Source organism: Serratia sp. 2C06 (genome assembly GCF_050037615.1).
Classification (GTDB): domain Bacteria; phylum Pseudomonadota; class Gammaproteobacteria; order Enterobacterales; family Enterobacteriaceae; genus Serratia; species Serratia ureilytica.
Genome location: NZ_CP188299.1, coordinates 4,047,601 through 4,073,176, shown reverse-complemented (window position 1 = coordinate 4,073,176; position 25,576 = coordinate 4,047,601). Strand labels below are relative to the sequence as shown.

25 protein-coding genes are annotated in these 25,576 nt (G+C 59.1%); 12 read left to right on the top strand and 13 right to left on the bottom strand.

What is annotated here, in order from left to right:
- Positions 1-15: 15 nt before the first annotated feature.
- From ACP3TA_RS20000 to manX, 3 genes are read right to left on the bottom strand one after another with little or no spacing between them, the layout of a single operon-like run.
- Positions 16-858 carry a PTS mannose transporter subunit IID gene (locus ACP3TA_RS20000; protein WP_033634889.1) on the bottom strand — a complete coding sequence of 281 codons (843 nt, stop codon included), beginning with the start codon at positions 856-858 and terminating at the stop codon, positions 16-18.
- Positions 859-873: 15 nt separating this feature from the next.
- On the bottom strand, positions 874-1,674 hold the full coding sequence (locus ACP3TA_RS19995; RefSeq protein WP_033634888.1) for a PTS mannose/fructose/sorbose transporter subunit IIC: 801 nt from the start codon (positions 1,672-1,674) through the stop codon (positions 874-876).
- 56 nt (positions 1,675-1,730) lie between these two features.
- Positions 1,731-2,690: a PTS mannose transporter subunit IIAB gene (manX, locus tag ACP3TA_RS19990; protein WP_042784756.1), complete on the bottom strand. Its 960-nt coding sequence runs from the start codon at positions 2,688-2,690 to the stop codon at positions 1,731-1,733.
- Between the two features lie 562 nt (positions 2,691-3,252).
- Between manX and ACP3TA_RS19985 the strand changes: the two genes are divergently transcribed.
- Positions 3,253-4,797 (top strand): TerC family protein, encoded by a 1,545-nt coding sequence (locus tag ACP3TA_RS19985; RefSeq protein ID WP_033643383.1) that lies wholly within the window; start codon positions 3,253-3,255, stop codon positions 4,795-4,797.
- A gap of 16 nt (positions 4,798-4,813) precedes the next feature.
- Here the strand turns inward: ACP3TA_RS19985 and ACP3TA_RS19980 are convergent, their stop codons facing one another.
- The 4 genes from ACP3TA_RS19980 to pabB form a co-directional block, all read right to left on the bottom strand.
- The gene (locus ACP3TA_RS19980) at positions 4,814-6,400 is read right to left on the bottom strand and encodes an EAL domain-containing protein (RefSeq protein ID WP_033643382.1); all 1,587 of its coding nucleotides are present in this window, start codon (positions 6,398-6,400) and stop codon (positions 4,814-4,816) included.
- A gap of 267 nt (positions 6,401-6,667) precedes the next feature.
- On the bottom strand, positions 6,668-8,032 hold the full coding sequence (sdaA, locus tag ACP3TA_RS19975; protein WP_096242323.1) for an L-serine ammonia-lyase: 1,365 nt from the start codon (positions 8,030-8,032) through the stop codon (positions 6,668-6,670).
- 446 nt (positions 8,033-8,478) lie between these two features.
- On the bottom strand, positions 8,479-9,057 hold the full coding sequence (locus tag ACP3TA_RS19970) for a CoA pyrophosphatase (RefSeq protein ID WP_033644292.1): 579 nt from the start codon (positions 9,055-9,057) through the stop codon (positions 8,479-8,481).
- Positions 9,054-10,427 (bottom strand): aminodeoxychorismate synthase component 1, encoded by a 1,374-nt coding sequence (pabB, locus tag ACP3TA_RS19965; protein WP_426784409.1) that lies wholly within the window; start codon positions 10,425-10,427, stop codon positions 9,054-9,056. Before pabB ends, ACP3TA_RS19970 begins: the two co-directional genes overlap by 4 nt.
- 526 nt (positions 10,428-10,953) lie before the next feature.
- Here pabB and ACP3TA_RS19960 point away from each other — a divergent pair.
- Together ACP3TA_RS19960 and ACP3TA_RS19955 are read left to right on the top strand one after the other, a co-directional pair.
- A complete protein-coding gene (locus ACP3TA_RS19960; protein ID WP_096242322.1) occupies positions 10,954-11,955 on the top strand; it encodes a glycosyltransferase in 1,002 nt (333 codons plus the stop codon).
- A gap of 70 nt (positions 11,956-12,025) precedes the next feature.
- Positions 12,026-12,265 (top strand): YoaH family protein, encoded by a 240-nt coding sequence (locus tag ACP3TA_RS19955; RefSeq protein WP_033643378.1) that lies wholly within the window; start codon positions 12,026-12,028, stop codon positions 12,263-12,265.
- A gap of 34 nt (positions 12,266-12,299) precedes the next feature.
- Here the strand turns inward: ACP3TA_RS19955 and purT are convergent, their stop codons facing one another.
- Positions 12,300-13,478 carry a formate-dependent phosphoribosylglycinamide formyltransferase gene (purT, locus tag ACP3TA_RS19950; protein WP_089197146.1) on the bottom strand — a complete coding sequence of 393 codons (1,179 nt, stop codon included), beginning with the start codon at positions 13,476-13,478 and terminating at the stop codon, positions 12,300-12,302.
- Positions 13,479-13,724: 246 nt separating this feature from the next.
- On the opposite strand from purT, the gene cspE reads away from it, so the two are divergent.
- The 5 genes from cspE (at position 13,725) to yebF (ending at position 16,654) form a co-directional block, all read left to right on the top strand.
- Positions 13,725-13,934 carry a transcription antiterminator/RNA stability regulator CspE gene (gene cspE, locus ACP3TA_RS19945; RefSeq protein WP_004927572.1) on the top strand — a complete coding sequence of 70 codons (210 nt, stop codon included), beginning with the start codon at positions 13,725-13,727 and terminating at the stop codon, positions 13,932-13,934.
- Between the two features lie 147 nt (positions 13,935-14,081).
- Positions 14,082-15,464 (top strand): ATP-dependent RNA helicase DbpA, encoded by a 1,383-nt coding sequence (gene dbpA, locus ACP3TA_RS19940; RefSeq protein WP_033643376.1) that lies wholly within the window; start codon positions 14,082-14,084, stop codon positions 15,462-15,464.
- An 88-nt stretch (positions 15,465-15,552) separates the two neighbouring features.
- The gene (locus ACP3TA_RS19935; RefSeq protein WP_033643375.1) at positions 15,553-15,876 is read left to right on the top strand and encodes a YebG family protein; all 324 of its coding nucleotides are present in this window, start codon (positions 15,553-15,555) and stop codon (positions 15,874-15,876) included.
- Positions 15,877-15,915: 39 nt separating this feature from the next.
- Positions 15,916-16,224, top strand: coding sequence for a N(4)-acetylcytidine aminohydrolase (yqfB, locus tag ACP3TA_RS19930; RefSeq protein ID WP_004927562.1), 309 nt, complete (start codon positions 15,916-15,918; stop codon positions 16,222-16,224).
- Positions 16,225-16,294: 70 nt separating this feature from the next.
- Complete coding sequence (gene yebF / locus ACP3TA_RS19925; RefSeq protein ID WP_033643374.1) at positions 16,295-16,654, top strand: protein YebF; 360 nt, start codon at positions 16,295-16,297, stop codon at positions 16,652-16,654.
- 57 nt (positions 16,655-16,711) lie between these two features.
- Here yebF and ACP3TA_RS19920 read toward each other — a convergent pair whose 3' ends face one another.
- The 5 genes from ACP3TA_RS19920 to mdtH form a co-directional block, all read right to left on the bottom strand.
- Positions 16,712-17,275, bottom strand: a complete 564-nt coding sequence (locus tag ACP3TA_RS19920) for a lipoprotein (protein ID WP_206196352.1) — start codon at positions 17,273-17,275, stop codon at positions 16,712-16,714.
- Between the two features lie 152 nt (positions 17,276-17,427).
- On the bottom strand, positions 17,428-19,068 hold the full coding sequence (locus ACP3TA_RS19915; RefSeq protein WP_195879925.1) for an ABC1 kinase family protein: 1,641 nt from the start codon (positions 19,066-19,068) through the stop codon (positions 17,428-17,430).
- Between the two features lie 34 nt (positions 19,069-19,102).
- Complete coding sequence (grxB, locus tag ACP3TA_RS19910; protein ID WP_033650938.1) at positions 19,103-19,750, bottom strand: glutaredoxin 2; 648 nt, start codon at positions 19,748-19,750, stop codon at positions 19,103-19,105.
- 127 nt (positions 19,751-19,877) lie between these two features.
- Positions 19,878-20,126 carry a hypothetical protein gene (locus ACP3TA_RS19905; protein ID WP_033643371.1) on the bottom strand — a complete coding sequence of 83 codons (249 nt, stop codon included), beginning with the start codon at positions 20,124-20,126 and terminating at the stop codon, positions 19,878-19,880.
- 73 nt (positions 20,127-20,199) lie between these two features.
- The gene (mdtH, locus tag ACP3TA_RS19900) at positions 20,200-21,405 is read right to left on the bottom strand and encodes a multidrug efflux MFS transporter MdtH (RefSeq protein WP_033643370.1); all 1,206 of its coding nucleotides are present in this window, start codon (positions 21,403-21,405) and stop codon (positions 20,200-20,202) included.
- Between the two features lie 346 nt (positions 21,406-21,751).
- Here mdtH and rimJ point away from each other — a divergent pair, with 346 nt between their 5' ends.
- The 4 genes from rimJ to murJ all read left to right on the top strand — a co-directional run bounded on the left by rimJ (position 21,752) and on the right by murJ (position 25,545).
- The gene (gene rimJ, locus ACP3TA_RS19895) at positions 21,752-22,336 is read left to right on the top strand and encodes a ribosomal protein S5-alanine N-acetyltransferase (protein WP_033644290.1); all 585 of its coding nucleotides are present in this window, start codon (positions 21,752-21,754) and stop codon (positions 22,334-22,336) included.
- A 9-nt stretch (positions 22,337-22,345) separates the two neighbouring features.
- Entirely contained in the window at positions 22,346-22,990 is a 645-nt protein-coding gene (locus ACP3TA_RS19890) for a YceH family protein (RefSeq protein WP_042784746.1), read from the top strand.
- A complete protein-coding gene (locus tag ACP3TA_RS19885; RefSeq protein WP_033643368.1) occupies positions 22,983-23,903 on the top strand; it encodes a Gfo/Idh/MocA family protein in 921 nt (306 codons plus the stop codon). The genes ACP3TA_RS19890 and ACP3TA_RS19885 overlap by 8 nt, the downstream gene beginning before the upstream one ends.
- A gap of 106 nt (positions 23,904-24,009) precedes the next feature.
- Entirely contained in the window at positions 24,010-25,545 is a 1,536-nt protein-coding gene (murJ, locus tag ACP3TA_RS19880) for a murein biosynthesis integral membrane protein MurJ (RefSeq protein WP_033643367.1), read from the top strand.
- The last annotated feature ends 31 nt before the right edge of the window (positions 25,546-25,576 follow it).

The window sequence follows — 25,576 nt, the reverse complement described above, 5'->3', positions numbered from 1 at the left end:
GGCCGTTTCGAACGATTACAGGCCCAGCAGGCCAATCCAATAGCCAAAGATACCGATGACGAAGAAGCCGATGATGATCCACAGCGCGTTGACTTTCTTGCGCAGCAGCCACATGCAGGCGAAGGTCAGCAGCAACGGCACCAGGCCCGGCATCAGCTGGTCGAGGATAGTCTGCACCGTGGTGACGTTGGTATGCCCGGTCTGGTCGGTTATCTTGGACACCACCAGCGGGATATTCACGTGCGTCCACTTGTTGACCAGCGCCCCCATCACAAACAGGCCGAGAATGGACGCTCCTTCCGTCAGTTTTTGCAGGAAGCCGCCGCCCATGTCGTTGACGATATCCACCCCTTTACGGTAACCGTAGGCCACGCCGTAGTAGCGGGTCAGCAGGCGCACCAGGTTGAACAGCACGAAGAACAGGATCGGTCCGAGCAGGCTGCCGCTCATGGCGATGCCGGCGCCGAGCGCGGCGAACACCGGCCGCACGGTGCCCCAGAAAATCGGGTCACCGACGCCTGCCAACGGCCCCATCAAACCGACCTTGATGCCGTTGATCGCGCCGTCGTCGATCGGCGCGCCGTTGGCGCGTTGCTCTTCCATCGCCATGGTCACGCCGAGCACCGGCGCCGCCACGTAAGGGTGCGTGTTGAAGAACTCGAGATGGCGTTTGATCGCCTGTTTGCGATCGTCATTGTTTTCCGGATACAGGCGACGGATCACCGGCACCATCGAGAAGCAAAAACCCAGCGCCTGCATGCGTTCGAAGTTCCATGACCCCTGGAACAGGTTAGAGCGCAGGAATACGCCGCGAATGTCGGCCGGCGTGAGTTTCTTTTGAGCAGTTGTATCAACCATTTCTCTCACCTATTCCTAGTCGAGTTCGTTATCGAGATCGTTCGCGTTAGCCGGGCCGGCCTGGACAACCTGAGATTTGTTGTATTTCGGGCTGAGCTGGATATACAGCACGGCCATCACCACGCCGATGACGCCGAGCGCCACCAGGTTGAAGTTGGTGAAGGCGGCGGTAACGAAACCGAGATAGAAGAACGGCATCAGGTAGCCGGCGCGCATCATGTTAATCACCATTGCGTAACCGACCACGACGATCATGCCGCCGGCGATGTTCAGGCCGCTGGTGACCACTTCCGGGATCGAGTTGAGCAGGGCGTGTACCCCGGCGGTGCCGACCGAGATGGCGACGATGACCGCAGGGATGGCGATACGCATCGCCTGCAGCAGCAGGGCACCGATATGGATCCAGGTGATGGCGCGCAGGCTGCCGCGCTCCGCCGCGCTGTCCGCCGCGTGCTGGAAGGCCACGGTGAGGGTGCGCACGATGATGGTCAGCACCTGGCCGGCCGCCGCCAGCGGAATGGCCAGCGCGATACCGGCGCCGACGCTCTGCCCACCGGCGATGACCAGAATGGTCGAGATGATGGACGCCAGGGCGGCATCCGGCGCGACCGCCGCACCGATGTTCATCCAGCCGAGGGCGATCATTTCCAGCGTACCGCCGATGATGATGCCGGTTTTCATGTCGCCGAGGATGAAGCCGATCAGGGTACAGGCGACCAGCGGGCGGTGGAACTGGAACTCGTCGAGGACGGAACCCATCCCGGCGATACAGGCAACGATAAATATCAGCACAATCTGAAGAGTGGTGATCTCCATTGCACTTCTCCTATGACCAAAAAAGCTCTGAGTAAAATAATCAGCGGCTGGCGCCACTAATTGAGTTTGTTAATCAGGTCCATCATTTTTAGCCGGCTGTCGGACGAGACCTTACGCACCTCCAGCTCGATACCGCGGTCGTTCAGCTTCTTAAACGCTTCGATATCTTTTTCATCGACGGAAACGGCGTTATTCACCTGGGTTTTCCCCTGACGGAACGCCATGCCGCCGATATTGACGGATGTAATCTCCACGCCGCCTTCCACCAGACGCCAAACGTCGGTCGGGTTGGTAAATAACAGCATCACGCGATCGTTGGCGTATTTCGGGTTGTTCCAGACGCGGATGGCCTTCGCCACGTCCACCACGTGAGCGGTGACGCCCGGCGGGGCAACCTGGGTCAACAAGGTCTTGCGCACATGGTCGGCGGCGACCTCATCGCTGACGACGATGATGCGGCTGACGTTGGTCTCTTTGGTCCAGCGGGTGGCGACCTGGCCGTGGATTAAGCGATCGTCGATACGCGCCAGGCCGATTTTCATGTGATCGTTCGGCCCCAACGGCGCCTGAGGAGCAGCGGCTTTCGGGGCGGGTGCTGCGGGTTTTGCGGGTTCTTCCTGCGGTTTTTTCAGCGCTTTCACGCCTTCACGGCCGGTTTCCAATGCCAGCGCCACCAGTTCATCGAAAGCGGGGTTATCGTCCCGCGCCATGAAGGTTTCCACCAGCATCGGAATGTTGACCCCGGTGACGACCTCATAGTTGTCTTTATCGACCGCAATGCGGCTGGCGGCGTTGAACGGGCTACCGCCCCAGGTATCCACCAGGAACAGCACGCCGCCGCTGGTATCCAATCCACTGATTTTTTCGTTGTACTTGACGATTAACGTTTCGGCATTCTCACCGGGAACGAAGTCTATAAAGGCGACGTTGTCCTGCTCGCCCAATAGCATCTCCGCCGTTTTCAGCAGTTGTTCCGCTGCAGCCCCGTGTGTGCCGATGATAATAGCTATTGCCACTCGCTACCTCCTCGTTGAACTCCAGGCACGGTGTGTATCGTTCTTCCGTGCCGTCTTGGCAGTCACTTCCGCGGTTCAGATACATTATGGTAGAAAAAAAGAAACGCACGCCTAACATTTCTCACGCAGTTTCAAATGCCTGTGCGCGATACTTCACGAACGCGTCATTTATTTTAGTGAGTGAAAAAATATTTTTTGTGACGCTGCTCCGCTATTGAATGCTCGGATAAATCTTAACGGTCGTGGGCGAGATGACAGGGCGCAACCTTAAACCGCCGTTGAAAAAGCCGCTTTGTCCGCCAGAAAAATCCTGATACAGTAATTTCCTCTTTCATCACTAAGGAGTGAAGGGCCTCAGCCCTCCCTATGGACTGTCACCGAAGTTACTGTTTTTCCAGGTTTCACCCGCCACCTGCTGGCGTTACATATGCTGTTCGGCCGCTCGGCCACCACCCGGTAATCCCATCCCGTCACCTTGCTATTGTCGACTGCGCCCATGCAGCGGCGGCATCGTCACGTCTGAGCCTCCTGCGCTCGTTCCCACTTTTCTCTGGAGTCTGATATGGAATTTTTAATGGACCCCTCTATTTGGGCGGGGTTGCTTACGCTGGTGGTGCTGGAAATCGTGCTGGGCATCGACAACCTGGTGTTCATTGCCATTTTGGCCGACAAGCTGCCGCCGAAGCAGCGTGATAAAGCGCGCATCATCGGCCTGTCGCTGGCACTGCTGATGCGTTTGGGCCTGTTGTCGGTGATCTCCTGGATGGTGACGCTGACCACGCCGCTGTTCAGCGTCGGCGATTTCAGCTTCTCGGGCCGCGATCTTATCCTGCTGTTCGGCGGGGTGTTCCTGTTGTTCAAAGCCACCATGGAGCTGCATGAACGGCTGGAAGGGCAGACGCACCAGGACGGCGCCAACCGCGGTTACGCCAAGTTCTGGGCGGTGGTGGTGCAGATCGTCATCCTCGACGCGGTGTTCTCGCTCGATGCGGTGATTACCGCAGTGGGCATGGTGAACGATCTGCCGGTGATGATGGCGGCGGTGGTGATCGCGATGGCGGTGATGCTGTTGGCGTCCAAACCGTTGACTAACTTCGTTAACGCGCACCCGACCATTGTGGTGCTGTGCCTGAGCTTCCTGTTGATGATCGGCCTGAGCCTGATCGCCGAAGGCTTCGGCTTGCATATTCCTAAAGGTTATCTGTACGCCGCGATCGGCTTCTCGATCCTGATTGAATTGTTCAACCAGATCGCGCGTCGCAACTTCATCAAGCATCAGGCGCGTCGCCCGATGCGCGAGCGCACCGCGGAAGCGATCATGCGCCTGATGGGGCAGCAGCGCGCGCAGCAGACGGACGATGCGGTCGCCTTGCCGCGGGATGAAACCTTTGCGGAGGAAGAGCGTTATATGATCAGCGGCGTGCTGACGCTGGCCTCGCGCTCATTGCGCAGCGTGATGACGCCGCGCACCGAGATTTCCTGGGTCGATTGCGAGCGCTCTCGTGAAGAGGTGCGCGAACAGCTGCTGGACACGCCGCACAGTCTGTTCCCGGTGTGCCGCGATTCGGTGGATGAGATTGTCGGCGTGGTGCGCGCCAAGGATCTGCTGGTGGCGCTGGAGCAGGGTGAAGATATCGCCGAGTTCGCCGCCCGCACGCCGCCGATCGTGGTGCCGGAAACCATGGACGTCATCAAGCTGTTGGCGGTGCTGCGTCGCGCCAAAGGGCGTCTGGTGGTGGTCACCAACGAGTTCGGCGTCGTGCAAGGGCTGGTGACGCCGCTGGACGTGCTGGAAGCGATTGCCGGTGAATTCCCGGACGAAGATGAAACCCCGGACATTGTGGCGGAAGGCGACGGCTGGCTGGTGAAGGGCGGGACCGACCTGCACTCGCTGGAACAGGCGCTGGCCTGCGATGACCTGGTGAGCCCAACCGCGGACTACGCCACCCTGGCGGGGCTGCTGTTGGCCCACTACGGCCAGATGCCGGTGGTGGGGGATACTATCGAGCTGAACCACCTGCGTTTCGATATCGTCGACGTCTCCGAATACCGCATCGAACTGGTGCGTGTCACCCGCGTCGTCTTTGACGAGCCGACGCAGTCGTAACCCGTTCGCCGGAGGCTCAGGCCTCCGGCGGATCCTCTTGCGCATGTCTGACGCGCGATTCGTACTGCTGCAACCACAGCGGGAAAACGTGGATCGGCATCGGTTTGGCGAAATAATACCCCTGCAGGGCATTGACCTCGCGTGAGCGCAGATAGTCAGCCTGTTCCGCCGTTTCTACCCCTTCAGCCACCAACTTCAGCTTCAGCCGCTGCGCCAGCGTAATGATGGTGTCGGTCACCGTGGCGTTTACCGCGTCGGTGCCGATGGCCGCGGTAAACCCGCGGTCGATCTTCAACACGTCCGGGCTGAGGTTTTTCAGGTAGCTCAGCGAACTGTGGCCGGTGCCGAAATCGTCGATGGCCAGCATGATACCCATGTCTTTCAGCGTCCGGATCTGGTCATGCTGGATGGCCGACAGCGCGGTGCGCTCGGTCAGCTCCAGCATCAGTGACGGCATTGGGTGCGCCGGCAGCCAAATCTGGCGGATATCGTCGATGATGTTGAGCGTTTTAAAATGTTCGGCCGCGACGTTGATGCTGATGTAGAACGACGGCCGCGGCGGGAATAGCTGCAGATTTTCCGTCACGGTGTTCATCAGATAACGGGTCAGCGGAATGATCAGCTCATGCTGCTCGGCCAGCGGGATAAACACGTCGGGCGAGATCCACCCCTGCCGTTTCTTTTTCCAACGCAGCAGCATCTCGACGCCGGCGCAGCGGCCGGTATCGCTGTGAATGATCGGTTGGCAGTAAACGCGGAACTCCCGGTGGGTAATGGCATGACCGATGTGATAAGACAGGCTCATACGGTTAGCGGTGAGCAGGTAGACCACGTAGGCCGCCAGCAGGCTGATCAACAGCGCCAGAGGAATATGGCGCGGCAGTGCGGAAAACGCCAGCATGCCGACCTGCGGGCCGAACAGCGAAATCGAGAACGGGTACCGCTCGGAACCGGCGGTGTAACGCAGATCGTTGGTCAGGGTGTCGCGGCGCAGGATTTCACGGCGTCCGTATTCCAGGCTGCTGTCGGCTACGTTCAGCACCATTCGCTGAACATAAGGCTCCTGCGGTTCGAGTAAAAAGTTCGATAACAGCTCGATATTGAAGACGTGCAGAACGCCGCTGGTTCTATCGCCGGGGGAGGGTGTCCACATCACCAACGTGGGCAGTCCTTTGCTCACCGCCAACGAAGGGCGCAGCGCCAGCTTGACGTTGCTGTTGACGAAAATCGGCAGCACGGCGGCCAACTGATAATGACGGGCGCCAAACAGGCTGGAGCAGTAGATGACGCCATTTTTTACCAGCAGCATGGCGCGCAGCGCCTGATTTTGCGCAGCGCGAAAGCGTAGGGTCGATGAGACGTTCTCGCAGGGTTGTTCCAGCATGTCCATACTGCGTTCCGCCTGCAGCTGTGCGGGGGACAGCAGCTGGTCAATCTTGCCGACGGTGCGGGTGGCCAACGTTTGCTGGCTCTGCTCGATGCTTTTGACCTCTTGATAGTAACGGGTATACAGCGATACCAACAGAATAGCCGCGCCCACCGCTCCGGCCAGCAGCCAACGGTAGTAACGATATTGGGACGCGGCGAGGTGGGTCATCAACATCCGGTAAATCCTTGTTCGGTAATCCAGCTCCGAGTCACGGTCAGGCCATAGATCCTTAAGTTACGCTCGGCTAATTCTAGCCTGAGGTTATACAAGATTGATGGTAACTCAGTAAATTATTTCGATTTGGCAAAACAGAAGGTCAATTTGCAGGCTAACCGCCGGATCGATGAGAAAAATGCAGGATTTTTTCTGGTGACATTGTCACAAAAACGCTCAATGAATTGATTACCCATAAAAAACCCCGTCGGATGGCGGGGTTGTCGGTCAGTCGCATTGCACCTTGATAGCCAGGCCGCCGCGTGATGTTTCTCGATACTTGGCGTTCATGTCTTTGCCGGTTTCATACATGGTCTCGATCACCTTATCCAGCGAAACGCGCGGTTCGCTGGTGCGGCGCAGGGCCATGCGGGCGGCATTGATCGCCTTGACCGAGGCGATGGCATTGCGCTCAATGCACGGCACCTGCACCTGGCCGGCGACCGGATCGCAGGTCAGACCCAGGTTGTGTTCCATGCCGATTTCCGCCGCCACGCATACCTGCTCAGGGCTGCCGCCCAGCAGTTCGGCCAGGCCGGCCGCCGCCATGGAGCAGGCAACGCCGACTTCACCCTGACAGCCGACTTCGGCGCCGGAAATGGAGGCGTTCATCTTGTACAGCGCGCCGATGGCGCCCGCCGCCATAAAGTAGCGGATATAGATGTCCGGGCTGACGGACTCGATGAAGTGATCGTAGTAAGCCAGCACGGCAGGCACGATGCCGCAGGCGCCGTTGGTCGGCGCGGTGACGACGCGGCCGCCGGCGGCGTTTTCTTCGTTAACCGCCAGCGCGAACATGTTGACCCAGTCGATCACGTTCATCGGATCGTTGGACAGTTTATCCGACGCCACCAGCATGCGGCGCAGCGCGGAGGCACGGCGCGGCACGCGCAGCGGGCCCGGCAGCACGCCTTCGGTGTTCAGACCGCGATCGATGCAGGCGCGCATGGTTTGCCAGACGTTACCGAAGTAGGTGTCGATCTCTTGCATGCTGTGCAGCGCCAGTTCGTTCTGCATCACCATGCCGGACAGCGACAGCCCGGTATCGCGACAGTGGTCGAGCATTTCGCGCGCGGAATTGAACGGATAAGGCATTTGCAGTTCTTGCTCGGCGGCCTTGCCGAAGTTCTCTTCATCGACGATGAAGCCGCCGCCGATAGAATAATAGGTCTTGCTGTACACTTCTTTATCGCCGGCGAAGGCGTGGACCTGCATACCGTTTTCGTGCAGCGGCAGGTTGTCGCTGCGGAAGACCATGCCGCCGTCGCGCGGGAAATCGACTTCATGCAGGCCGTTGGCCAGCATCAGGCGTTGACGTTGTTCTACATCGCGAATAAAACCCGGAATGCTATCGATATCGACGGTGTCCGGCATGTTGCCGGCCAGGCCGAGAATGATAGCGATATCGGTATGGTGACCTTTGCCGGTCAATGAGAGTGAGCCGTAAACGTCTACGGCAACACGCGTGATAGAAGGCATCAGGCCTTTATTTACCAGATCGTCGACAAACTGTTTGCCGGCTTTCATCGGTCCAACCGTATGAGAGCTGGACGGGCCGATGCCGATCTTAAACATGTCGAAAACGCTAATCACGCTAAAACTCCTTAAAGAGACGTATTGTTATGGCTGCGGCGGTTAAAAACCGCGCAGGGAACAGCGATATTGTAAAAGGGCCGTGCGGGTTCGGCTGCCTTTTTCGCATGAAATTAAATAATCCGTGGTGTCGCTTTTTTTACTGATTACCCGGGGCGAACCCTTGTGCGGGGCATCCGCTTTCGCCCAAGCTCCATTAACGGTAATCGCGCCAGCTTTCCTTGCTGAACGCCGCCGGCTTAATCCCTGTTTCTACAGTGGTTTATCTCGGACGGTGGTATTTTACAGGTATTTCGTAAGGTTTAAGAGAGGGTTTACAGTTTTTTTAAAACCATTCAACCGGAACGGTAGTTGAAAAAGCGATCAAATGAAGTGATTTCGATCGCTTTACCCGCAGCGGAGGCCGGCAACCGTGCCAGATTGCGAGTCAGATCACGCAATGCCGGCTAAATACTGACTTGCTGCGCCAGGCGGCGAATGATGGCGGCGGTCAGCCCCCAGATAAACTGGCTGTGGTACCAGGAAAGGTAAATCCGGTGCGTATGGCCGGCGCGATGAATGTCCAGCGGGTAGTAACGCGACAGGGTCAGCGCCTCCCGCAAAGGCATTTCAAACACGTCAGCCACTTCGCCTTCGTTGGCGCGGAACTGCACGTCCGGCGAGACCAGGCCGACGATAGGCGTGACCTGAAATCCGGTGCTGCTGTCGAGCGGCGCCATTTGGCCGAGTATGGTAACCGCCTGTGGCGGTATCGCCACTTCTTCCTGCGCTTCTCGCAGCGCCGTCACGATCGCCGACCCGTCTTCAGCGTCGGTTTTACCGCCGGGGAAGGCCACCTGGCCGGCATGTTTGCGCAGCGAGTCGGCGCGGCGGGTCAACAGCAGCGTTGGCTCGGCGCGACAGACGATCGGGATCAGCACCGCGGCCGGGCGCACATTGTGCGAGATCTGCGCCGCCTGCGGCAGCTGCAGTTGGAAACGGCTGATAAAGGCGTGCAGTGAGGCCGGTGCATTTGGTGGGATCACGATTGGGCGCACTCCCCGAGCTGCGGCAGAATGCGGCCAACCTTGTCGAAGGTCTCCTGATATTCCGCCTGTTCCTGGCTGTCCGCCACGATGCCGCCGCCGGCGGAGCAATGGATGCGGCCGTTTTCGGTGACGAGCGTGCGAATAGTGATGTTGGTGTCCATGGTGCCGCAGGCGCTCAGGTAACCGATGCTGCCGCAATAGGCGTTGCGACGCTGCGGCTCCAGTTCTTCGATGATTTCCATCGCCCGCACCTTGGGCGCGCCGGTGATCGAGCCGCCGGGGAAGCAGGCGCGCAGCAGTTCGGTCGCCGAGGCGGTGTCCGGCAGGGTTGCGGTGATGGTGCTCACCAGGTGGTGCACCGCCGGGAACGGCTCCACGATGAACAGTTCCGGCACGCGCACGCTGCCGGGCTGGGCGACGCGGCCGATATCGTTGCGCAGCAGATCGACAATCATCAGATTTTCAGCGCGATCTTTGGGCGAACCGGCCAAACGACGAGCCTGTGCGGCGTCTTGTTCTGCGTCCGCCAGCCGCGGCAGCGTGCCCTTGATCGGGCGGGTTTGGATGCGCTGCTGCTCCAGCCACAGGAAGCGCTCGGGAGAAACGCTCAACACGCTGTTGTGAGGCAGACGCAAGAACGCGGAGAACGGCGCGCGGTTGCTGACGCTCAATTGGCAAAACGCCTGCCATTCATCTCCCTGATAGTCTGCGGAGAATCGCTGCGCCAGATTGATTTGGTAACAGTCGCCGCTGCGCAGGTAGTGCTGAATGCGTTGGAACTTCTCGCCGTACTGCTGCCGGCTCATATTGGCGTGCCAATCGCTCAGCAGTGTGAAAGGGCGTGCCGCAGGCGCGGTTTGGCTATTGAGCCAGCGCCAGCGCTGTTCCACGTCGCCATAGCTGAGCAGCGTCAGCGTTTGCAGCCGGTGGTCGGCGATCAGCGCCCAGTCATAAATGCCCACCGCCATGTCCGGTAAGGCGAGGTCGGCTTCGGCCAACTGCGGCAAGCTTTCCACCCGCCGCCCAAGATCGTAGCCGAACAGCCCCAGGGCGCCGCCCTGAAACGGCAGATCCGGATTAAAGGCCGGTTGCCAACCTTGCGCCACCATCTGCTGTTGCAACAACTCAAACGGATCTTGTTGCGACCGTATTGTTACGTCGTCACTTATGATTTCTGTGGTGGCGCCATGAGTCGTGAGAGTAATGCGCGGCTGCGCGACCAGAATATCGAAGCGGTTGTGCGAATGGTCGGCAAAGCCCGAGTGCAGCAGCATCGCCCAAGGCTGCGATGAAAGCGGGGCAAAAAGCGTCATCAGGGCGCTGCGATGGTAGGGCAAAGACTTTATGTTTGGGGCGGTTACGCTCATGAACGTCAATAAACCTGGCTGTGAAGACGGCAATATCTGGCGGCTAGTGTGCCATAGACGGCCATGGCATGCATGTTTTGCCATGCGAGACATGCAGCACACCTCACATAAACGACAGTTCAATAAACCTGAAATAAGGCATTTTTTGCGCCATTGTTTATACTTCGATATGTTAAAAATTTAACGTCAAAATAACTGAAAGCATTTTTCACCGAGGGCGCAAGACCCGAGAAATATAAAGACAACTCGTTAATTTCACACTTTTATTGTTGCTCGCTTTTATTAAGCGGGCGATGCGAAACGGTTTTGCCTGTGTTTTTTAAGGTGGCCGTCTTGTGAAAGTTATTCCTTGTTGTGGAACGCTTTTCTTGTAGAAAGCATGAAAAGACAAACAAGATGAATCTTATTTGGCTCGCGGCGGAAATGTGAATGTTCGCGTCATATTTTCGCTCGGGCGCTGAAGCGATTTCTATTTTTCAAAAAAATAAAATTATCATTTTGTTACATTATTATTGAAGAGCTGCCTATGTCGTTAATGCTGAGCGTCATCGTCCCGATGCACAATGCGGGAGAACTGTTAGAACCTTTCCTGGCTTCGTTGCTTGCTCAACGAGAACAGCGGTTGGAGGTGATCATCGTTAACGATGGTTCCACCGACGGTTCGGGGGAGGTCGCCCACCGCTATGCGGCGGCGCATCCGCATATTCGGGTTATCGATCAGGCGAACGCCGGCGTTTCCAATGCGCGTAATGCCGGGCTCGCCGTTGCCCGAGGAAAATACGTGGCGTTTCCCGACGCTGACGATCTGCTGGCGCCGGAAATGTATTCCACGCTGCTCGAGCAGGCCGAACGGCACCAATTAGACGTGATGCAATGCAATGGCGAACGCTATTTTGCCAGCCAGGACGAATTGCAGCCGATTTTTCCTCAGGAGCGTTTACGCACCACTGATGTTATCACTGGCGTTCAATGGTTCGAACGCGCGTTGAAATCGCGAAAGTTTATTCACGTTGTGTGGTTGGCGATATATCGTCTCGATTTTATCCGCCAGCATCGGCTCTATTTTGAACCGGGCTTACATCACCAGGATATTCCCTGGACGACGGAGGTCATGTTTAATGCCAAGCGGGTCAAATATTTAAGCACGCCGCTGTACCGCCAACGGGTGCACGACAAGTCGATCAGCAATCGCCGCCGCACCGGCAAGGCTAACGTGGATTATCAGCGCCACTATATGAAAATCGTCGAAATGCTGGAGCGGCTCAACCTGCGTTATGCGAACACCATCGCCATTCGGCCGGCGTTCCATTGGCAGATCACCCGCGAAGCGCTGGGGATTTGCCACAGCATTCGCCGTGAGCCGGATCCGGCCGCTCAGAATCAGATTACCGAGGAATTTTACCAACGTGGCATCGACAGAGCGATGCTCGCCAATGCGCGCGGCGTGAAGCAGGGGTGGCATGTCATGCTGTGGCGGCACCGTTTAAAGCAGTGGCGCAACGATAACGGCTGTTCACAGCCGGCCTGAGGCACAAGACGTTGGGATCCGCCGCGTTAGCGCGTATACTCCTTCTCCCTTTTGCCGGAGAGAACGACACATGCATGCAGGTATGCCATTACTGAGCCACGCGGAGCAGCAGGAAGCGGCGGATCGCATCCATCAGCTGATGGAACAGGGCATGAGCAGCGGTGAGGCCATTGCTCGCGTTGCGCAGGAAATTCGTGAGAAGCATCAGGGCGCTCATGTCGCGGTGCTGTTCGATGACGAAGACGAACAGCAGGATGCCGCGCCGGAGGCGTCGCGGGATGACGATGCTGAAGAAGACGAAGACTATTGATGTTATCGGGGCCGCGCAAGCGGCCCCGTCAGTTTTAGCGGTTGACCGCCACGGTGGCGGCGGCCTGTTTCGCCAGCTCCACCGCGAGTTCCGTGGTGTCCGCCGTCGCCAGCGCTACACCCAGGCGGCGCTGGCCGGCGATTTCCGGCTTGCCGAACAGACGCAGCTGGTTGTGCCCGCGCAGCGCGTTTTCCAATCCGCTGAAGCGCACATCGGTGCTGGTGAGCTGTGGCAGGATCACCGCCGAAGCGGAAGGGCCGAACTGGCGGATAGCGCCGATCGGCAAACCGAGAAACGCGCGCACGTGCAGGGCGAACTCAGACAGATCCTGTGAAATCAACGTGACCATGCCGGTATCGTGTGGGCGTGGCGACACTTCGCTGAAGATCACGTCGTCGCCACAGACGAACAGCTCCACGCCGAACAGCCCGAAGCCCCCCAGGGCCTTCACCACTTTCTCGGCGATAGCCTGGGCCCGGCTCAGCGCCGTAGCCGACATGCGTTGCGGCTGCCAGGACTCGCGGTAATCCCCATCCTCCTGACGGTGCCCGATCGGCTCACAGAAATGCACGCCATCCACGGCGCTGATGGTCAGCAGCGTAATTTCAAAATCAAATCTTACCAGCCCTTCGACGATCACCCGGCCACCGCCGGCACGGCCGCCCTGTTGGGCGTAATCCCAGGCGCTTTGCAGCTGTTCGGGCGTGCGGATCAGGCTCTGGCCTTTGCCGGAAGAGCTCATCACCGGTTTGACGATGCACGGGTAGCCGATATGCTCGACCGCCTGACGGAAGACCGTCTCGCTGTCGGCAAAGCGGTAGCTGGAGGTGGGCAGGCCAAGTTCTTCCGCCGCCAGTCGGCGGATGCCTTCACGGTTCATGGTCAGGCGCGTGGCTTCGGCGCAGGGCACCACGCGATGGCCCTGGCGTTCAAGTTCGACCAACATGGCGGTGGCGATCGCTTCGATTTCGGGAACGATATAGTCCGGCCGCTCGTGTTCGATGACGGCTTTCAACGCGTCACCGTCCAGCATATTGATGACGTGGCTGCGGTGCGCCACATGCATGGCCGGCGCATCGGCGTAGCGATCGACGGCGATCACCTCCAGACCGAGGCGCTGGCATTCAATGGCGACTTCTTTACCCAGCTCGCCTGAGCCGAGCAACATGACGCGGGTGGCGGAAGGGCGCAGGGCGGTTCCAATCGTTAACATAGTTTCGTACCTGGATCGGTGAAAGTAAGCGGATTGATGATCGGCGGGCAGTATATACGAAAACGATTGCGCGCGCAGCCGCCGCGCCGTTTTTGTTGCTAACTGGCTGTTTTTATAACAAACAGAAATATTTGCCCTGTATGAGCGATTGTGCGTTAATAACCGACGGCGAAAGAAGACCTACTTATCGAAAGGTTTTCGCGTCTCGTGCCGTCAAGGCAGGTTTATCAAGTAAAGGAAACACAAATGAGCAAGATCACTGGTCACGTTAAATGGTTCAACGAAAGCAAAGGTTTCGGCTTTATTACCCCTGCCGACGGCTCTAAAGACGTTTTCGTTCATTTCTCCGCTATCGTCAGCGATGGTTTCAAGACCCTGGCTGAAGGCCAGCAGGTTGAGTTCTCCATCCAGGACAGCCAACGTGGCCCAGCCGCAGCCAACGTCGTTGCGATTTAACGACTGCGTTGCCAAGAAACCCGCCGCCGGCGGGTTTTTTTATGCCCGCACCCCGTAACGCCGCCCATCTCTGTTATCATTTACCGCTGATTCGGCGCTTACCTGCGGGCGCGCCGCCATTCCATTCGTCACATAAGAGTTATCGCCGTGAGCACAGTTTCTTTTTCTTCCCTGCCGCTGCCAGCCGAACAGTTGGCCAACCTCAACGAACTGGGGTACGCCGAAATGACGCCGGTACAGGCCGCCGCATTGCCCGCCATCCTGCAAGGGCGGGACGTGCGCGCCAAGGCGAAAACCGGCAGCGGTAAAACGGCGGCCTTCGGCATTGGTCTGCTGAACAGTATCGTCGTCGGTCAGGTCGCCACGCAGGCGCTGGTGCTCTGTCCCACCCGCGAGCTGGCCGATCAGGTGAGCAAAGAGCTGCGTCGCCTGGCGCGTTTTACGCAAAACATCAAGATCCTGACGCTGTGCGGCGGCCAGCCGATGGGGCCGCAGCTCGATTCGCTGGTGCATGCGCCGCACATCGTGGTGGGGACGCCGGGCCGTATCCAGGAACACCTGCGCAAGAAAACGCTGCAGCTGGACGAGCTGAAGGTGCTGGTGCTGGATGAGGCCGATCGCATGCTGGACATGGGGTTCGCCGACGACATCGACGATGTGATCAGCTATACGCCGCCGCAACGTCAGACGCTGCTGTTTTCCGCCACCTACCCGGCAGGCATCGAGCGCATCAGCGCGCGCGTTCAACGCCAGCCGCTGAGCGTCGAGGTGGACGATGGCGAAGCGCAGACCTCCATCGAACAACGCTTTTATGAGACCACGCGCGATCAGCGCCCAGCGCTGCTGGTGTCGGCCATTCGCTATCATCAACCCGCGTCCTGCGTGGTGTTCTGCAATACCAAGCGCGACTGTCAGACGGTGCTTGAGGCCCTGGAGGCCCGCGGCATCAGTGCGCTGGCGCTGCATGGCGATCTGGAACAGCGCGACCGCGACCAAGTGTTGGTGCGTTTCGCCAACCGCAGTTGCCGGGTATTGGTGGCGACCGACGTCGCCGCACGCGGGCTGGATATTAAAGAGCTGGAGCTGGTGGTCAACTACGAGCTGGCGTTCGATCCCGAAGTGCATGTGCACCGTATTGGCCGTACCGGCCGCGCCGGCATGAGCGGGTTGGCGATCAGCCTGTGCACGCCGCAGGAAATGGCGCGTGCGCACGCGATTGAAGACTATCTGCAGATGAGCGTCGACTGGTCGCCGGTGTCCGAGCTGAGCGGGGCGGCCAACGGCTCGCTGGAGGCGGAAATGGTGACGCTGTGTATCGACGGCGGCCGCAAGGCGAAGATCCGTCCCGGCGATATTCTCGGGGCGCTGACCGGTGATGCCGGGCTGACGGCGGCGGAAGTGGGCAAGATCGATATGTTCCCGGTGCATGCCTATGTCGCGATCCGCAAAGCCAGCGCGCGCAAGGCGCTGCAACAGTTGCAGCAGGGTAAAATCAAAGGCAAAAGCTGCAAGGTGCGGCTGCTGAAATAAGCCGAAGGCGGGCGGCGGTTTGCCTTCCCGCCACGATCTATTTATACTGTATATAATCACAGTAATTTGAGTATTTGAGGACGCACGCATGGCGGTTGAAGTTAAATATGTGGTGGTGAGAAACGGTGAGGAAAAAATGACTTTCGCGAGCAAGAAAGAAGCCGACGCCTACGACAAAATGCTGGATCTGGCGGACAACCTTGGGGAGTGGCTGCAGCAGGCGCCGCTGAACCTGGATGACGAACAGCGCGAAGGGCTGAGCTTCTTCCTGGCGGAAAACAAGGATGCGCTGGGCCTGATTCTGCGCGGCGCATCGCCGGCGGAAACCCTCAAGAAACCGGCGGAAAGCAAAGCGAAAAAAGCGGCCTCTACCCCAAAAGAGGGATCTGCGTCAGAAAAGCAGGCGGCATAATGACTTATGTTGCGGTGTTGTGATGAAAAAGGATCTAAAATGAGCCGTGAAATAACTTTCTTCAGCCGCTTTGAGCAAGACATTCTGGCCGGGCGTAAAACCATCACCATTCGGGATGCCAGTGAATCGCATTTTGAACCGGGCGAGGTATTGCGCGTTAGCCGCAATGAGGACGGCGTATTTTTCTGCTTTATCGAAGTGCTGTCGGTAACGCCGGTGCGCCTGGATGCGCTGACCGAACGCCACGCACAGCAGGAGAACATGTCGCTCGGCGAACTGAAGCAGGTGATCAAGGAAATCTATCCGGGCCTGGATGCGCTGTTTGTCATTGAGTTCGTCAAACGGTAACCCTTTGCCGAAGCCCTGTTGTGAGCCAGGGATGGGCGCCCGGATAGCGCTAATCACAACGGGAGGACATATGAAAAAAACGGGTTTGGCTATCGCCTTGTTGGCCATGATGGGAGCATCGACGACGGTGTGGGCGCAGGATCACGAACAGCGCGCCGCCAAGGTGGGGCAGTGTGCGGGCCTGCAGCCGGCGGATATCGCCGCCCAGGTCAAGCGCGACTTCTTGCAGAACCGCATTACGCGCTGGGAGTCGGACAAAAAGCTGCTGGGTACCGCAACGCCGATTGCCTGGGTTAGCCCGGATGCCATCAGCGGCAAGGATCAGGTATGGCAGGTGCCGTTGACGGTGCGTGGCACCAAGGCAGATAAAACCTACAACGTGACGCTCAACTGCAACACCGGCGAAATCGCCTACAGCGCCCCACAGTAACGCTTTCCCGGCAGTAAAAAGCCCGCCGAGCGGCGGGCTTGATGTTCTCAGGCGGCGTCAGTCGCTGAACGGGATCACCAATTCACCCGGTTTCACTTCCAACCCTTTCGCCAGTTTTTTCGCCAGCGCTTCGGTTTTGCTGTTGTCAGGATTCAGCACATAAGCCGGCTTTTGGTCGAAGTAGGATTTCAGCGACTGGTTCAGATACGGCGTCAGCGCTTTCATGACCGTCTGCATTTTTTCCGGTTGCACGCTGTAATCGGTCAGCTCCATGTCCTTCAGGAAAATGGCGCCCTGCGCCCGGTCATAAACCGGCTGCGCCTTCAGCGTCAGCTTCAGATCAGCGGTCTGCGGGCCGAGAATCGACGTGATGTTGACCTTGGCGTCGCCGGAAAGGGTGACTTTACTCGGTTCGCTGCGGCCGATCTGGCTTTGCAACTGAGTCAGCACGATGTTAGCGTCCAGCAGGCCGGGCACGCCGATTTGCTTCTGATAGTCGTTATGTTTCTGCAGGTAGTCATTCACTTCCTGCTCACTCAGGGTGTACTGGGTCAGTTGATTGCAACCGGCCAATACGCCGGCGAACAGCAGGGCGGCTGCGCCCATCAGGATCTTCTTCATTAATGCCTCATTGCGACTGCTGGCGAAAAGTGCTGCAGATAATTGATTAATCATTATAAACGCTCCGCCTGCGCGTGAAAACGGCAGGCGGCGGTATGGCGGGAATAGTGCGCGTAAAACAGGGCGAGACCTATCGGATAACGCCGAAAGCGTCAGCGCCGTAATCGCAGCGCCAAGAGGATCACGCCGGCCAGGCAGGCTGCGCCTCCCAACAGCGGGAACAGCGGAATGCCCCACAGCCGCAGCGACGAATGCATCAGATAAGGCGCCAGCCCCAGGGCAAAAGCGGCGGTGACGATGGCGATGGCCAGGGTAACGGCGCTGCGCTCCAGCGCTTTGCTCAACTGACCGAGGTTCTTGACGTTAATGTCGGCATTGAGCTGCCCGCGTTTCAGGCGGCGCACCAACAGCCGCAGGGTTTGCGGCAGTTCCTCTCCGGCATCGAGCGCTTCCCCGCCCAGGGTCAAGAGCCGTTGGCGCACGGCGTCAGGGGCATAACGTTGCAGCACCGTTTGTTGCAGCATCGGTTTGAGCGTGGCGACGATGTCAAAGGCCGGATCCAGCCGGTGCAGCACGCCGTCGGCGGTGATTAAGGCCTTGAACAGCAGCACCAGATCCGGCGGCAGCGCCAGCTGGTGCTCACGCGCCATCACCAACAGGTCAGTGAGGGCTTTGCCGAGCGTTAGGGTGGCGGCGGCCTGCTTGTCGAGAAAGTTTTGCGCCGCCAGCTCCAGGTCCATCAGATCCAGCGGTTCGCTGTCCGACCAGGCGATCAGCGTGTTGACGATGCCTTCGGACTGACGATCGGCGATGGCCTGCAGCAGCAGGAGCAACTGGTTGCGCCGCCGTTCGGACAACTGGCCCACCATGCCGAAGTCGATGAAGCCGACGCGATCGCCGCTCAGCGCCATCACGTTGCCGGGGTGTGGATCGGCGTGATACAGCCGGTGCTCCAGCACCATGCTCATAAAGGCGCGAGCGCCGCGCCGCGCCAGCAGCGGGCCGTCAAATCCCGCTTCCGCCAACTGCCGGGGGTTCTCCGGCGCGGTGCCGGGCAAGTATTCCTGCACTAACAGACGCGGAGAAGACCATTGCCAATAGATTTTCGGCACGACCACGTCGGGTTCACGCGCAAACATGCCGGCGACGCGATCGCAGTTATGCCCTTCATGGGTCAAATCCAGTTCATGATTGAGCGCCGTCGCCAGCGCTCTGACCATCTGCCGTGGTCGATAGCGCGCCAGCGCCTGACTCTGCTGCTCCACGGTTTCCGCCAGCGAGGCCAGCAGCCGCAGATCGGCGTGAATGGTTTTTGCCAGGCCGGGGCGCAGCACTTTCACCACTACCTGTTCGCCGCTGTGCAGGCGCGCGCGGTAAATTTGCGCCATCGACGCCGCGGCCAGCGGTGTGCGATCGAATTCGGCAAACAGCTGCTCAGGATCATCCCCGAGATCGGCGATGATCTGCGGCGCCAGCATTTCCCATGGCAACACCGCCGCCTGGCTGTGCAGACGATCCAGTTCGTCGGTCCAGGCCGGATCCAGCAGGTCAGAACGCGTGGCCAGGATCTGGCCGAATTTGACGAAGGTTGGGCCGAGCGCCTCGAGCGCTTCGCGCAGCCGCTGAGGAAGGGGCTGCGCACTCTGCCGTGCGGGCTCACTGCGGGCGCCACGCAGCAACGCCCCCAGGCCCAGCAGGCGCAGAACGTCTTGCAAACCATAACGAATCAGAACGGAAGTAATTTCCTTCAGCCGCGCCCGATCGCGAGCGGTGGCGAGCACCATTTTCAGCATCAGTACGCCATATCCTTTTTGTGACTGTCGAACGTTATTGTTCCATATCCAGCAGCAACGGCACTTCGCTGCGCTGCGCCATGCGGTTGCGGTAGGCTTCCACGTTGTCCGGCAGGGCAACCCCGGCGACGATCGACAATGAGCGCAGCAGCGGGAACAGATGAATATCGTCCTCAGAAAGCTCGCCGTTCACGGCGTCGGCGGAGACGATCAGCGGTGACAGCGTTTGCAGGTCGGCCTCCAGTTCGGCGATCAGATCGGCGCTGTTGGCGAGATGCTCGGCGAAATCACCGATTGACGCCTGCTTTTTATCGATAAAGTAACGGCGGGCGCTGTCGGTGGCAAATTCTTCGAAATCGGCATGCGCAATACGCGGCAACAGCAATTTTGCCGCATAACTGTCGACCCGGCGCAACCACTCGGCGATGGCAGGGTTGGTGCGGCCGGTCAGCACCGGTTTGCCGTCCAAGCCATCGACATAGCGCACGATATCCAGGCTTTCCGGCATCGCTTCGCCGTCGTCTTTGATCAGGATCGGCACCATTTTTTTGCCAATCAGATTGAACGGGGTCGTCTCATCGTCGTTGAGCAACGTGACCAGGCGAATCGGCAGATGTTTCAGGCCGAAAATCATGCGGGCTTTAACGCAGAATGGGCAATGATCGTAAATGAACAGTTTCATGCTTGCTCCGGGTTGTCAGGTTTTAACAGCAATAGTTACCACAGCTTATCGAGGCTGTCTTGAAACGCGTGTGTTGGATGGTGCGTTATTGCGATATTGCCCGCGCAACAGGCGCGGGCGAGGGGTGCTATTTCTTGACCGGTACCGAGTTGAGCACATCGATCAGGTGAATGCGGGCTTGTTCCAAATCGATCTGGTCGCGTTCGTTGGCGGCGGTGACGACCTGCAGCTGTTTGATAATATCGTTTTTCAGGCCGGCGTCGCTGGCGAGGATATGCGCCAGCGCCTTTTCCACCAGGGTGGAGCGCGCATAAATCATGCGCAAGTTCAGTATCATATGTTCGAGTAGTTGCGGTAATTTGGCTTCTTCGCTCATGCCGACGGGCTCCTGTGGGTGTTTTTACTAACAGGATAGCAGCTGTTGCCGATTCGGCCGGATTTCTATGGCGTTAGCCGCCGCGCAGTATCACCGACGCGTTGCGCCGCGGGCTGAATTGCCAGTACAGCGCCAGCAGCGTGGCGAAGCCGACGGCGCCGAGCAGCAGCCAGGGCAGCTCCGGCATGTTCATCATCCGCCCGGTATCGTACATCCAACCGCCGCCGGTATATCCCAACGCACCGCCCAACGCCAGCCCGAGGCGGCTGAAGCCCATGTAGCTGCCGCGCGCCCGCGGATCGGCCAGTGACGCGCTGAGCGTTTCGCGCGCCGGCTCGGCGATGATCGAACCCAGATAGAAACAGCAGATCAGCGTGAACACGCCTTGCAGGCTGCTGGCAAGGCCGATCGGCAGCAGGCTGAGCGTCATCAGCAGCAGGCCCGCCATCAGGCGTTGTTCAAGCCGAAAATGTTTTTCACCCCAACGCGCCAGCGGATAGAGCAGCGACAGCGACAGCGCCGCTTCGATCGCGTACATCCATTTCACCGCCGCCGGTGAGCCGGCAATTTCATTGACCACGATCGGCAGCATCAGCATCACCTGTACCGCCAGCATATAGTAGCCGGTCAGCGTCAGGACATAGGTGAGGAAGCGGCGATCGCGCACGACCCGCAACATGCCTTCTTTCATCGGCACGCGCACGGTGGAGATGCGATAAGCCGGCAGTAACCAGGCGTTCCAGCCGGCGGCCAGCACGAAGATCGCCGCCCCGACCCAGCAGACAAAGTGGAAATCGTATTGCAGCAGCCAACTGCCGATCAGCGCGCCGACTACCGCGCCGGCGCTGTCCTGCATCATCAACAGCGAGAAAAAGCGGCCGCGTTCGTGCGGACGGGTCAGTTTGATCACCAAAGCGGTGCGCGGCGGATCGAACAGCGTGCCGCCGAGGGCCGACAGCGCGCAGGAGAACCACAGGATCCACGGCGCATCGGCCATCGCCATGGTGGCGAAACCGGCGGCGCGCAGCAGCATGCCGGTGACGATCATCGGCTTGGCGCCAAAGCGATCGGCGACCGCGCCGCCAAAGATGCCGAGCCCTTGTTGCAGCAACTGACGCAAACCCAGCGCGATGCCGACGATCAGCGCCGCCCATCCCAGCTGATCGACGAAGCGGATCGAAATAAGCGGGAACACGACAAAGAAGCCTAAAACCACCAGCAGGTTGTCGAGCAACAGAAAATATTTACCCAAGCTGCGCGCTTGCGACACCAGAGACATGCATCACCATGAGCAATTAAGAGAGAGGGGGAAGGCAACCCCACCATTCTCTACCCAATTGGCGGACGGCGACAGGGGCGGAGTAGATAATATTTTTTTATCGTCAAGGTGTTACCTGAACTGCAAAATTGGCGGAAAAACGCCGTAAAACGCGTATTCGGCGATTTACTGAGCGGCCGGTATTTTACCTCGGGGGCGGCCTACGGTTATATTGAATGCAAGGGAGCGCGGTTCTGAGGCGCTATTGGCAACATAAAGTCATGGCCTCAGATCGGCGTCGGATAATTATCCACGAGGCTTCCTAATAAATACTTCTTATCGAACCGTTTTGACCGCGGGGGAAATGATGTTCGGCTACCGCTCTGCATCGCCAAAAGTACGTCTTACTACCGACCGGATGGTGGTCCGTTTAGTGCATGAACGGGACGCCTATCGTCTGGCGGACTATTATGCCGAGAACCGGACCTTTCTCAAACCCTGGGAGCCGGTGCGCGATGAAAGCCATTGTTATCCGTCCGGCTGGCAGGCGCGCCTGGGGATGATCGCTGAAATGCAAAAGCAGGGCAGCGCCTACTATTTTATCCTGCTCGATCCGGAAGAGCAGGAAGTCCGCGGCGTGGCGAACTTCAGCAACGTGTTGCGCGGTTCGTTTCACGCCTGCTTCCTCGGTTATTCGCTGGGGGAGAAATGGCAGGGGCAGGGGTTGATGTTCGAAGCCTTGCAGTCCGCCATCCGCTATATGCTGCGCCAACAGCGCATGCACCGCATCATGGCCAACTATATGCCGCATAACCAGCGCAGCGGCGCATTGCTGACGCGTCTGGGATTCGAACGCGAAGGTTACGCCAAAGATTACCTGCTGATCGACGGCAAGTGGCAAGACCACGTTTTGACGGCATACACCAATAAAGAGTGGCTACCCCCACGTTGAGGCCAAACGATGAAATATGAATTGAACGCCAAAGAGGCCCGGGTCATCGGCTGCCTGTTGGAAAAACAGGTGACGACGCCGGACCAATACCCGCTTTCGCTTAACGCCATTACCCTGGCCTGTAACCAAAAGACCAACCGCGAGCCGGTGATGGATCTGAGCGAAAGCGAGGTGCAGCAACTCCTCGATCTCTTGCTGCGCAAACATTTCCTGCGCACCCTCAGCGGGTTCGGCAATCGGGTCGTGAAATACGAGCAGCGGTTTTGCAATTCCGAGTTTGGCCAGCTGAAGCTCTCTCCCGCCGAACTGGCGGTGATCGCCACCTTACTGCTGCGCGGCGCGCAAACGCCGGGCGAGCTGCGCACGCGCACCAACCGAATGCACGAGTTCAGCGATGTCAGCGAGGTCGAACAGGTGCTGCAGCAGTTGACCACGCGCGAAGACGGCCCGTTCGTGGTGCGCCTGGCGCGCGAGCCGGGCAAGCGCGAAAGCCGCTTCATGCATCTGTTCAGCGGGCCAATCGATGAGGCGCCGCCGGCGCTCGAGTCGGAGATCGACGGTGAATTGAGCGCCAGGGTCAGCGCGTTGGAAAACGACGTGGCGGAGCTGAAACGGCAGGTGCAGCAACTGTTGGCGAGGGAAACGCATGACTAAATTGCGCGTGGGCGTGGTGGGGCTGGGCAGCATCGCGCAGAAGGCCTACCTGCCGATCCTCAGTCAGGCGGCGGACTGGACGCTGGTGGGCGGCTTCTCGCCTAATCAACAGAAAGCGCAGCCGCTGTGCGACAGCTACCGTATGGCCTGTTTCCCTCGGCTGGACAGCTTGGCCGAACAGTGCGATGCGGTCTTTGTCCACAGCAGCACCGCCAGCCATTTTTCGGTCATTGGCGAGCTGCTTAACCGTGGCGTACATGTTTACGTCGATAAGCCGCTGGCGGAAACGCTGGAGCAGGGCGAGCAGTTGCTTGAGCTGGCCGAGCGGCGGGGCAAAACGCTGATGGTGGGGTTCAACCGCCGTTTCGCGCCGCTTTACCGCCAACTCAAGCAGCAAATGAATCAGCCCGCCTCCATTCGCATGGATAAACATCGGGCGGACAGCGTCGGCCCTCACGATCTGCGTTTTACCCTGTTGGATGATTACCTGCACGTGGTGGACACCGCCCTGTGGCTGGCGGGCGGAGGCGAGCAACTGCTGAGCGGCAGCGTGCGCGCCAACGCTGCAGGCGAGATGCTGTACGCCGAGCATCACTTCGCCTGTGGCGATACGCTGGTGACGACCAGTATGCATCGCCGCGGCGGCAGCCAGCGCGAAAGCGTGCAGGCGGTGACAGACGGCGCGCGGTATCAGTTGACCGATATGCGCCACTGGCTGCGCGAAGATGCGCAGGGCGAGTTGGAACAGCCGGTGCCGGGTTGGCAAAGCACGCTGGTGCAACGCGGTTTCGACGGGGCGGTGCGGCATTTCCTCTGCGCCGTCGCCAATCAGAGCGCGCCGGAAACCGGCGGCGAGCAGGCGTTGGTTGCGCAGCGGGTGGTCGAGCGTTTGTTACGCGATAACTCTATGTAACATATGGCGGTAGCTATTCTTTTCCGGATGCGTAAACTGAGCCGATTGTTTCACTGACGCCTGCTGTTGCAGGCGTTGATATTTACGGTACCTATCAGACAACCACATGAACCTACTCAAATCATTGGCTGCCGTCAGCTCGATGACGATGTTTTCGCGGGTGTTGGGCTTTGCCCGCGATGCGATCGTCGCGCGCGTGTTCGGGGCCGGCATGGCAACGGACGCCTTCTTCGTGGCGTTCAAACTTCCTAACCTGCTGCGTCGTATCTTTGCCGAAGGCGCATTTTCGCAGGCTTTCGTGCCGATCCTGGCGGAATATAAGAGCCAGCAGGGCGAGGAAGCGACGCGCACCTTTATCGCCTATGTCTCCGGGCTGTTGACGTTGGTGCTGGCGGTGGTGACGGTGCTGGGGATGCTGGCCGCGCCCTGGGTGATCTATATCACTGCGCCGGGCTTTACCGATACGCCCGACAAGTTTGCGCTGACGTCGGCGCTGCTGCGCATTACCTTCCCCTATATTCTATTGATTTCGCTGGCCTCGCTGGTGGGGGCGATCCTCAATACCTGGAACCGTTTCTCGATCCCGGCCTTTGCGCCAACGCTGCTTAACGTCAGCATGATCGGCTTCGCGCTGTTCGCCGCGCCGTATTTCCACCCGCCGGTGCTGGCGCTGGCGTGGGCGGTGGTGGTCGGCGGCGTGCTGCAACTGGGCTATCAGCTGCCGCACCTGCGCAAGATCGGCATGCTGGTGCTGCCGCGCATCAAATTGGGCGACGCCGGGGTCTGGCGGGTGATGCGCCAGATGGGGCCGGCGATCCTTGGGGTGTCGGTCAGCCAAATCTCGCTGATCATCAACACGATCTTCGCATCGTTCCTGGTGTCCGGCTCGGTGTCCTGGATGTACTATGCCGACCGCCTGATGGAGTTTCCTTCCGGCGTGCTGGGCGTGGCATTGGGCACCATCCTGCTGCCGTCGCTGGCCAAAAGCTTCTCGAGCGGCAACCACGACGAGTATTCGCGCCTGATGGATTGGGGGCTGCGCCTGTGCTTTCTGCTGGCGCTGCCTAGCGCCATCGCGCTGGGTATTTTGGCCAAACCGTTGACCGTCTCGCTGTTCCAGTACGGTAAGTTCAGCGCCTTTGACGCGGCGATGACGCAACGCGCGCTGGTGGCTTACTCGGTGGGGCTGATGGGGCTGATCGTGGTTAAGGTGCTGGCGCCGGGCTTTTATTCGCGTCAGGACATCAAAACGCCGGTCAAGATCGCCATCATTACGCTGATCATGACGCAGGTGATGAACCTGGCGTTTATCGGTCCGCTGAAGCATGCCGGCCTGGCGCTGTCGATCGGTTTGGCGGCCTGCCTGAACGCCGCGCTGCTGTATTGGCAGCTGCGCAAGCAGAAAATCTTCCAGCCACAGCCGGGTTGGGCGCTGTTCCTCACTAAGCTGGTGATTGCCGTACTGGTGATGTCGGCCGTGCTGATTGGCTTGATGTGGCTGATGCCGGCCTGGGATCAGGGCAACATGCTGGAGCGTTTGCTGCGCTTGGCGGCGGTGGTGGTGGCCGGTGTGGTAGCCTACTTCGGCGTGCTGGCCGGGTTGGGTTTCCGCCCGCGTGATTTCGCGCGCCGGGTCGTCTGAGCCGAGTGAAAGCGTAAAAAAAAAGGTCGCC

Coding starts and splice junctions, on each gene's coding strand:
- ACP3TA_RS19955 (WP_033643378.1), top strand. CDS start 12,026: ATGCATGCAGGTATGCCATTACTGAGCCACGCGGAGCAGCAGGAAGCG.
- murJ (WP_033643367.1), top strand. CDS start 24,010: ATGAACCTACTCAAATCATTGGCTGCCGTCAGCTCGATGACGATGTTT.
- ACP3TA_RS19920 (WP_206196352.1), bottom strand. CDS start 17,275: ATGAAGAAGATCCTGATGGGCGCAGCCGCCCTGCTGTTCGCCGGCGTA.
- cspE (WP_004927572.1), top strand. CDS start 13,725: ATGAGCAAGATCACTGGTCACGTTAAATGGTTCAACGAAAGCAAAGGT.
- rimJ (WP_033644290.1), top strand. CDS start 21,752: ATGTTCGGCTACCGCTCTGCATCGCCAAAAGTACGTCTTACTACCGAC.
- ACP3TA_RS19915 (WP_195879925.1), bottom strand. CDS start 19,068: ATGCTGAAAATGGTGCTCGCCACCGCTCGCGATCGGGCGCGGCTGAAG.
- pabB (WP_426784409.1), bottom strand. CDS start 10,427: ATGAGCGTAACCGCCCCAAACATAAAGTCTTTGCCCTACCATCGCAGC.
- grxB (WP_033650938.1), bottom strand. CDS start 19,750: ATGAAACTGTTCATTTACGATCATTGCCCATTCTGCGTTAAAGCCCGC.
- ACP3TA_RS19985 (WP_033643383.1), top strand. CDS start 3,253: ATGGAATTTTTAATGGACCCCTCTATTTGGGCGGGGTTGCTTACGCTG.
- mdtH (WP_033643370.1), bottom strand. CDS start 21,405: ATGTCTCTGGTGTCGCAAGCGCGCAGCTTGGGTAAATATTTTCTGTTG.
- ACP3TA_RS19980 (WP_033643382.1), bottom strand. CDS start 6,400: ATGTTGATGACCCACCTCGCCGCGTCCCAATATCGTTACTACCGTTGG.
- ACP3TA_RS19890 (WP_042784746.1), top strand. CDS start 22,346: ATGAAATATGAATTGAACGCCAAAGAGGCCCGGGTCATCGGCTGCCTG.
- ACP3TA_RS19935 (WP_033643375.1), top strand. CDS start 15,553: ATGGCGGTTGAAGTTAAATATGTGGTGGTGAGAAACGGTGAGGAAAAA.
- ACP3TA_RS20000 (WP_033634889.1), bottom strand. CDS start 858: ATGGTTGATACAACTGCTCAAAAGAAACTCACGCCGGCCGACATTCGC.
- ACP3TA_RS19995 (WP_033634888.1), bottom strand. CDS start 1,674: ATGGAGATCACCACTCTTCAGATTGTGCTGATATTTATCGTTGCCTGT.
- ACP3TA_RS19905 (WP_033643371.1), bottom strand. CDS start 20,126: ATGAGCGAAGAAGCCAAATTACCGCAACTACTCGAACATATGATACTG.
- yebF (WP_033643374.1), top strand. CDS start 16,295: ATGAAAAAAACGGGTTTGGCTATCGCCTTGTTGGCCATGATGGGAGCA.
- yqfB (WP_004927562.1), top strand. CDS start 15,916: ATGAGCCGTGAAATAACTTTCTTCAGCCGCTTTGAGCAAGACATTCTG.
- purT (WP_089197146.1), bottom strand. CDS start 13,478: ATGTTAACGATTGGAACCGCCCTGCGCCCTTCCGCCACCCGCGTCATG.
- ACP3TA_RS19885 (WP_033643368.1), top strand. CDS start 22,983: ATGACTAAATTGCGCGTGGGCGTGGTGGGGCTGGGCAGCATCGCGCAG.
- ACP3TA_RS19960 (WP_096242322.1), top strand. CDS start 10,954: ATGTCGTTAATGCTGAGCGTCATCGTCCCGATGCACAATGCGGGAGAA.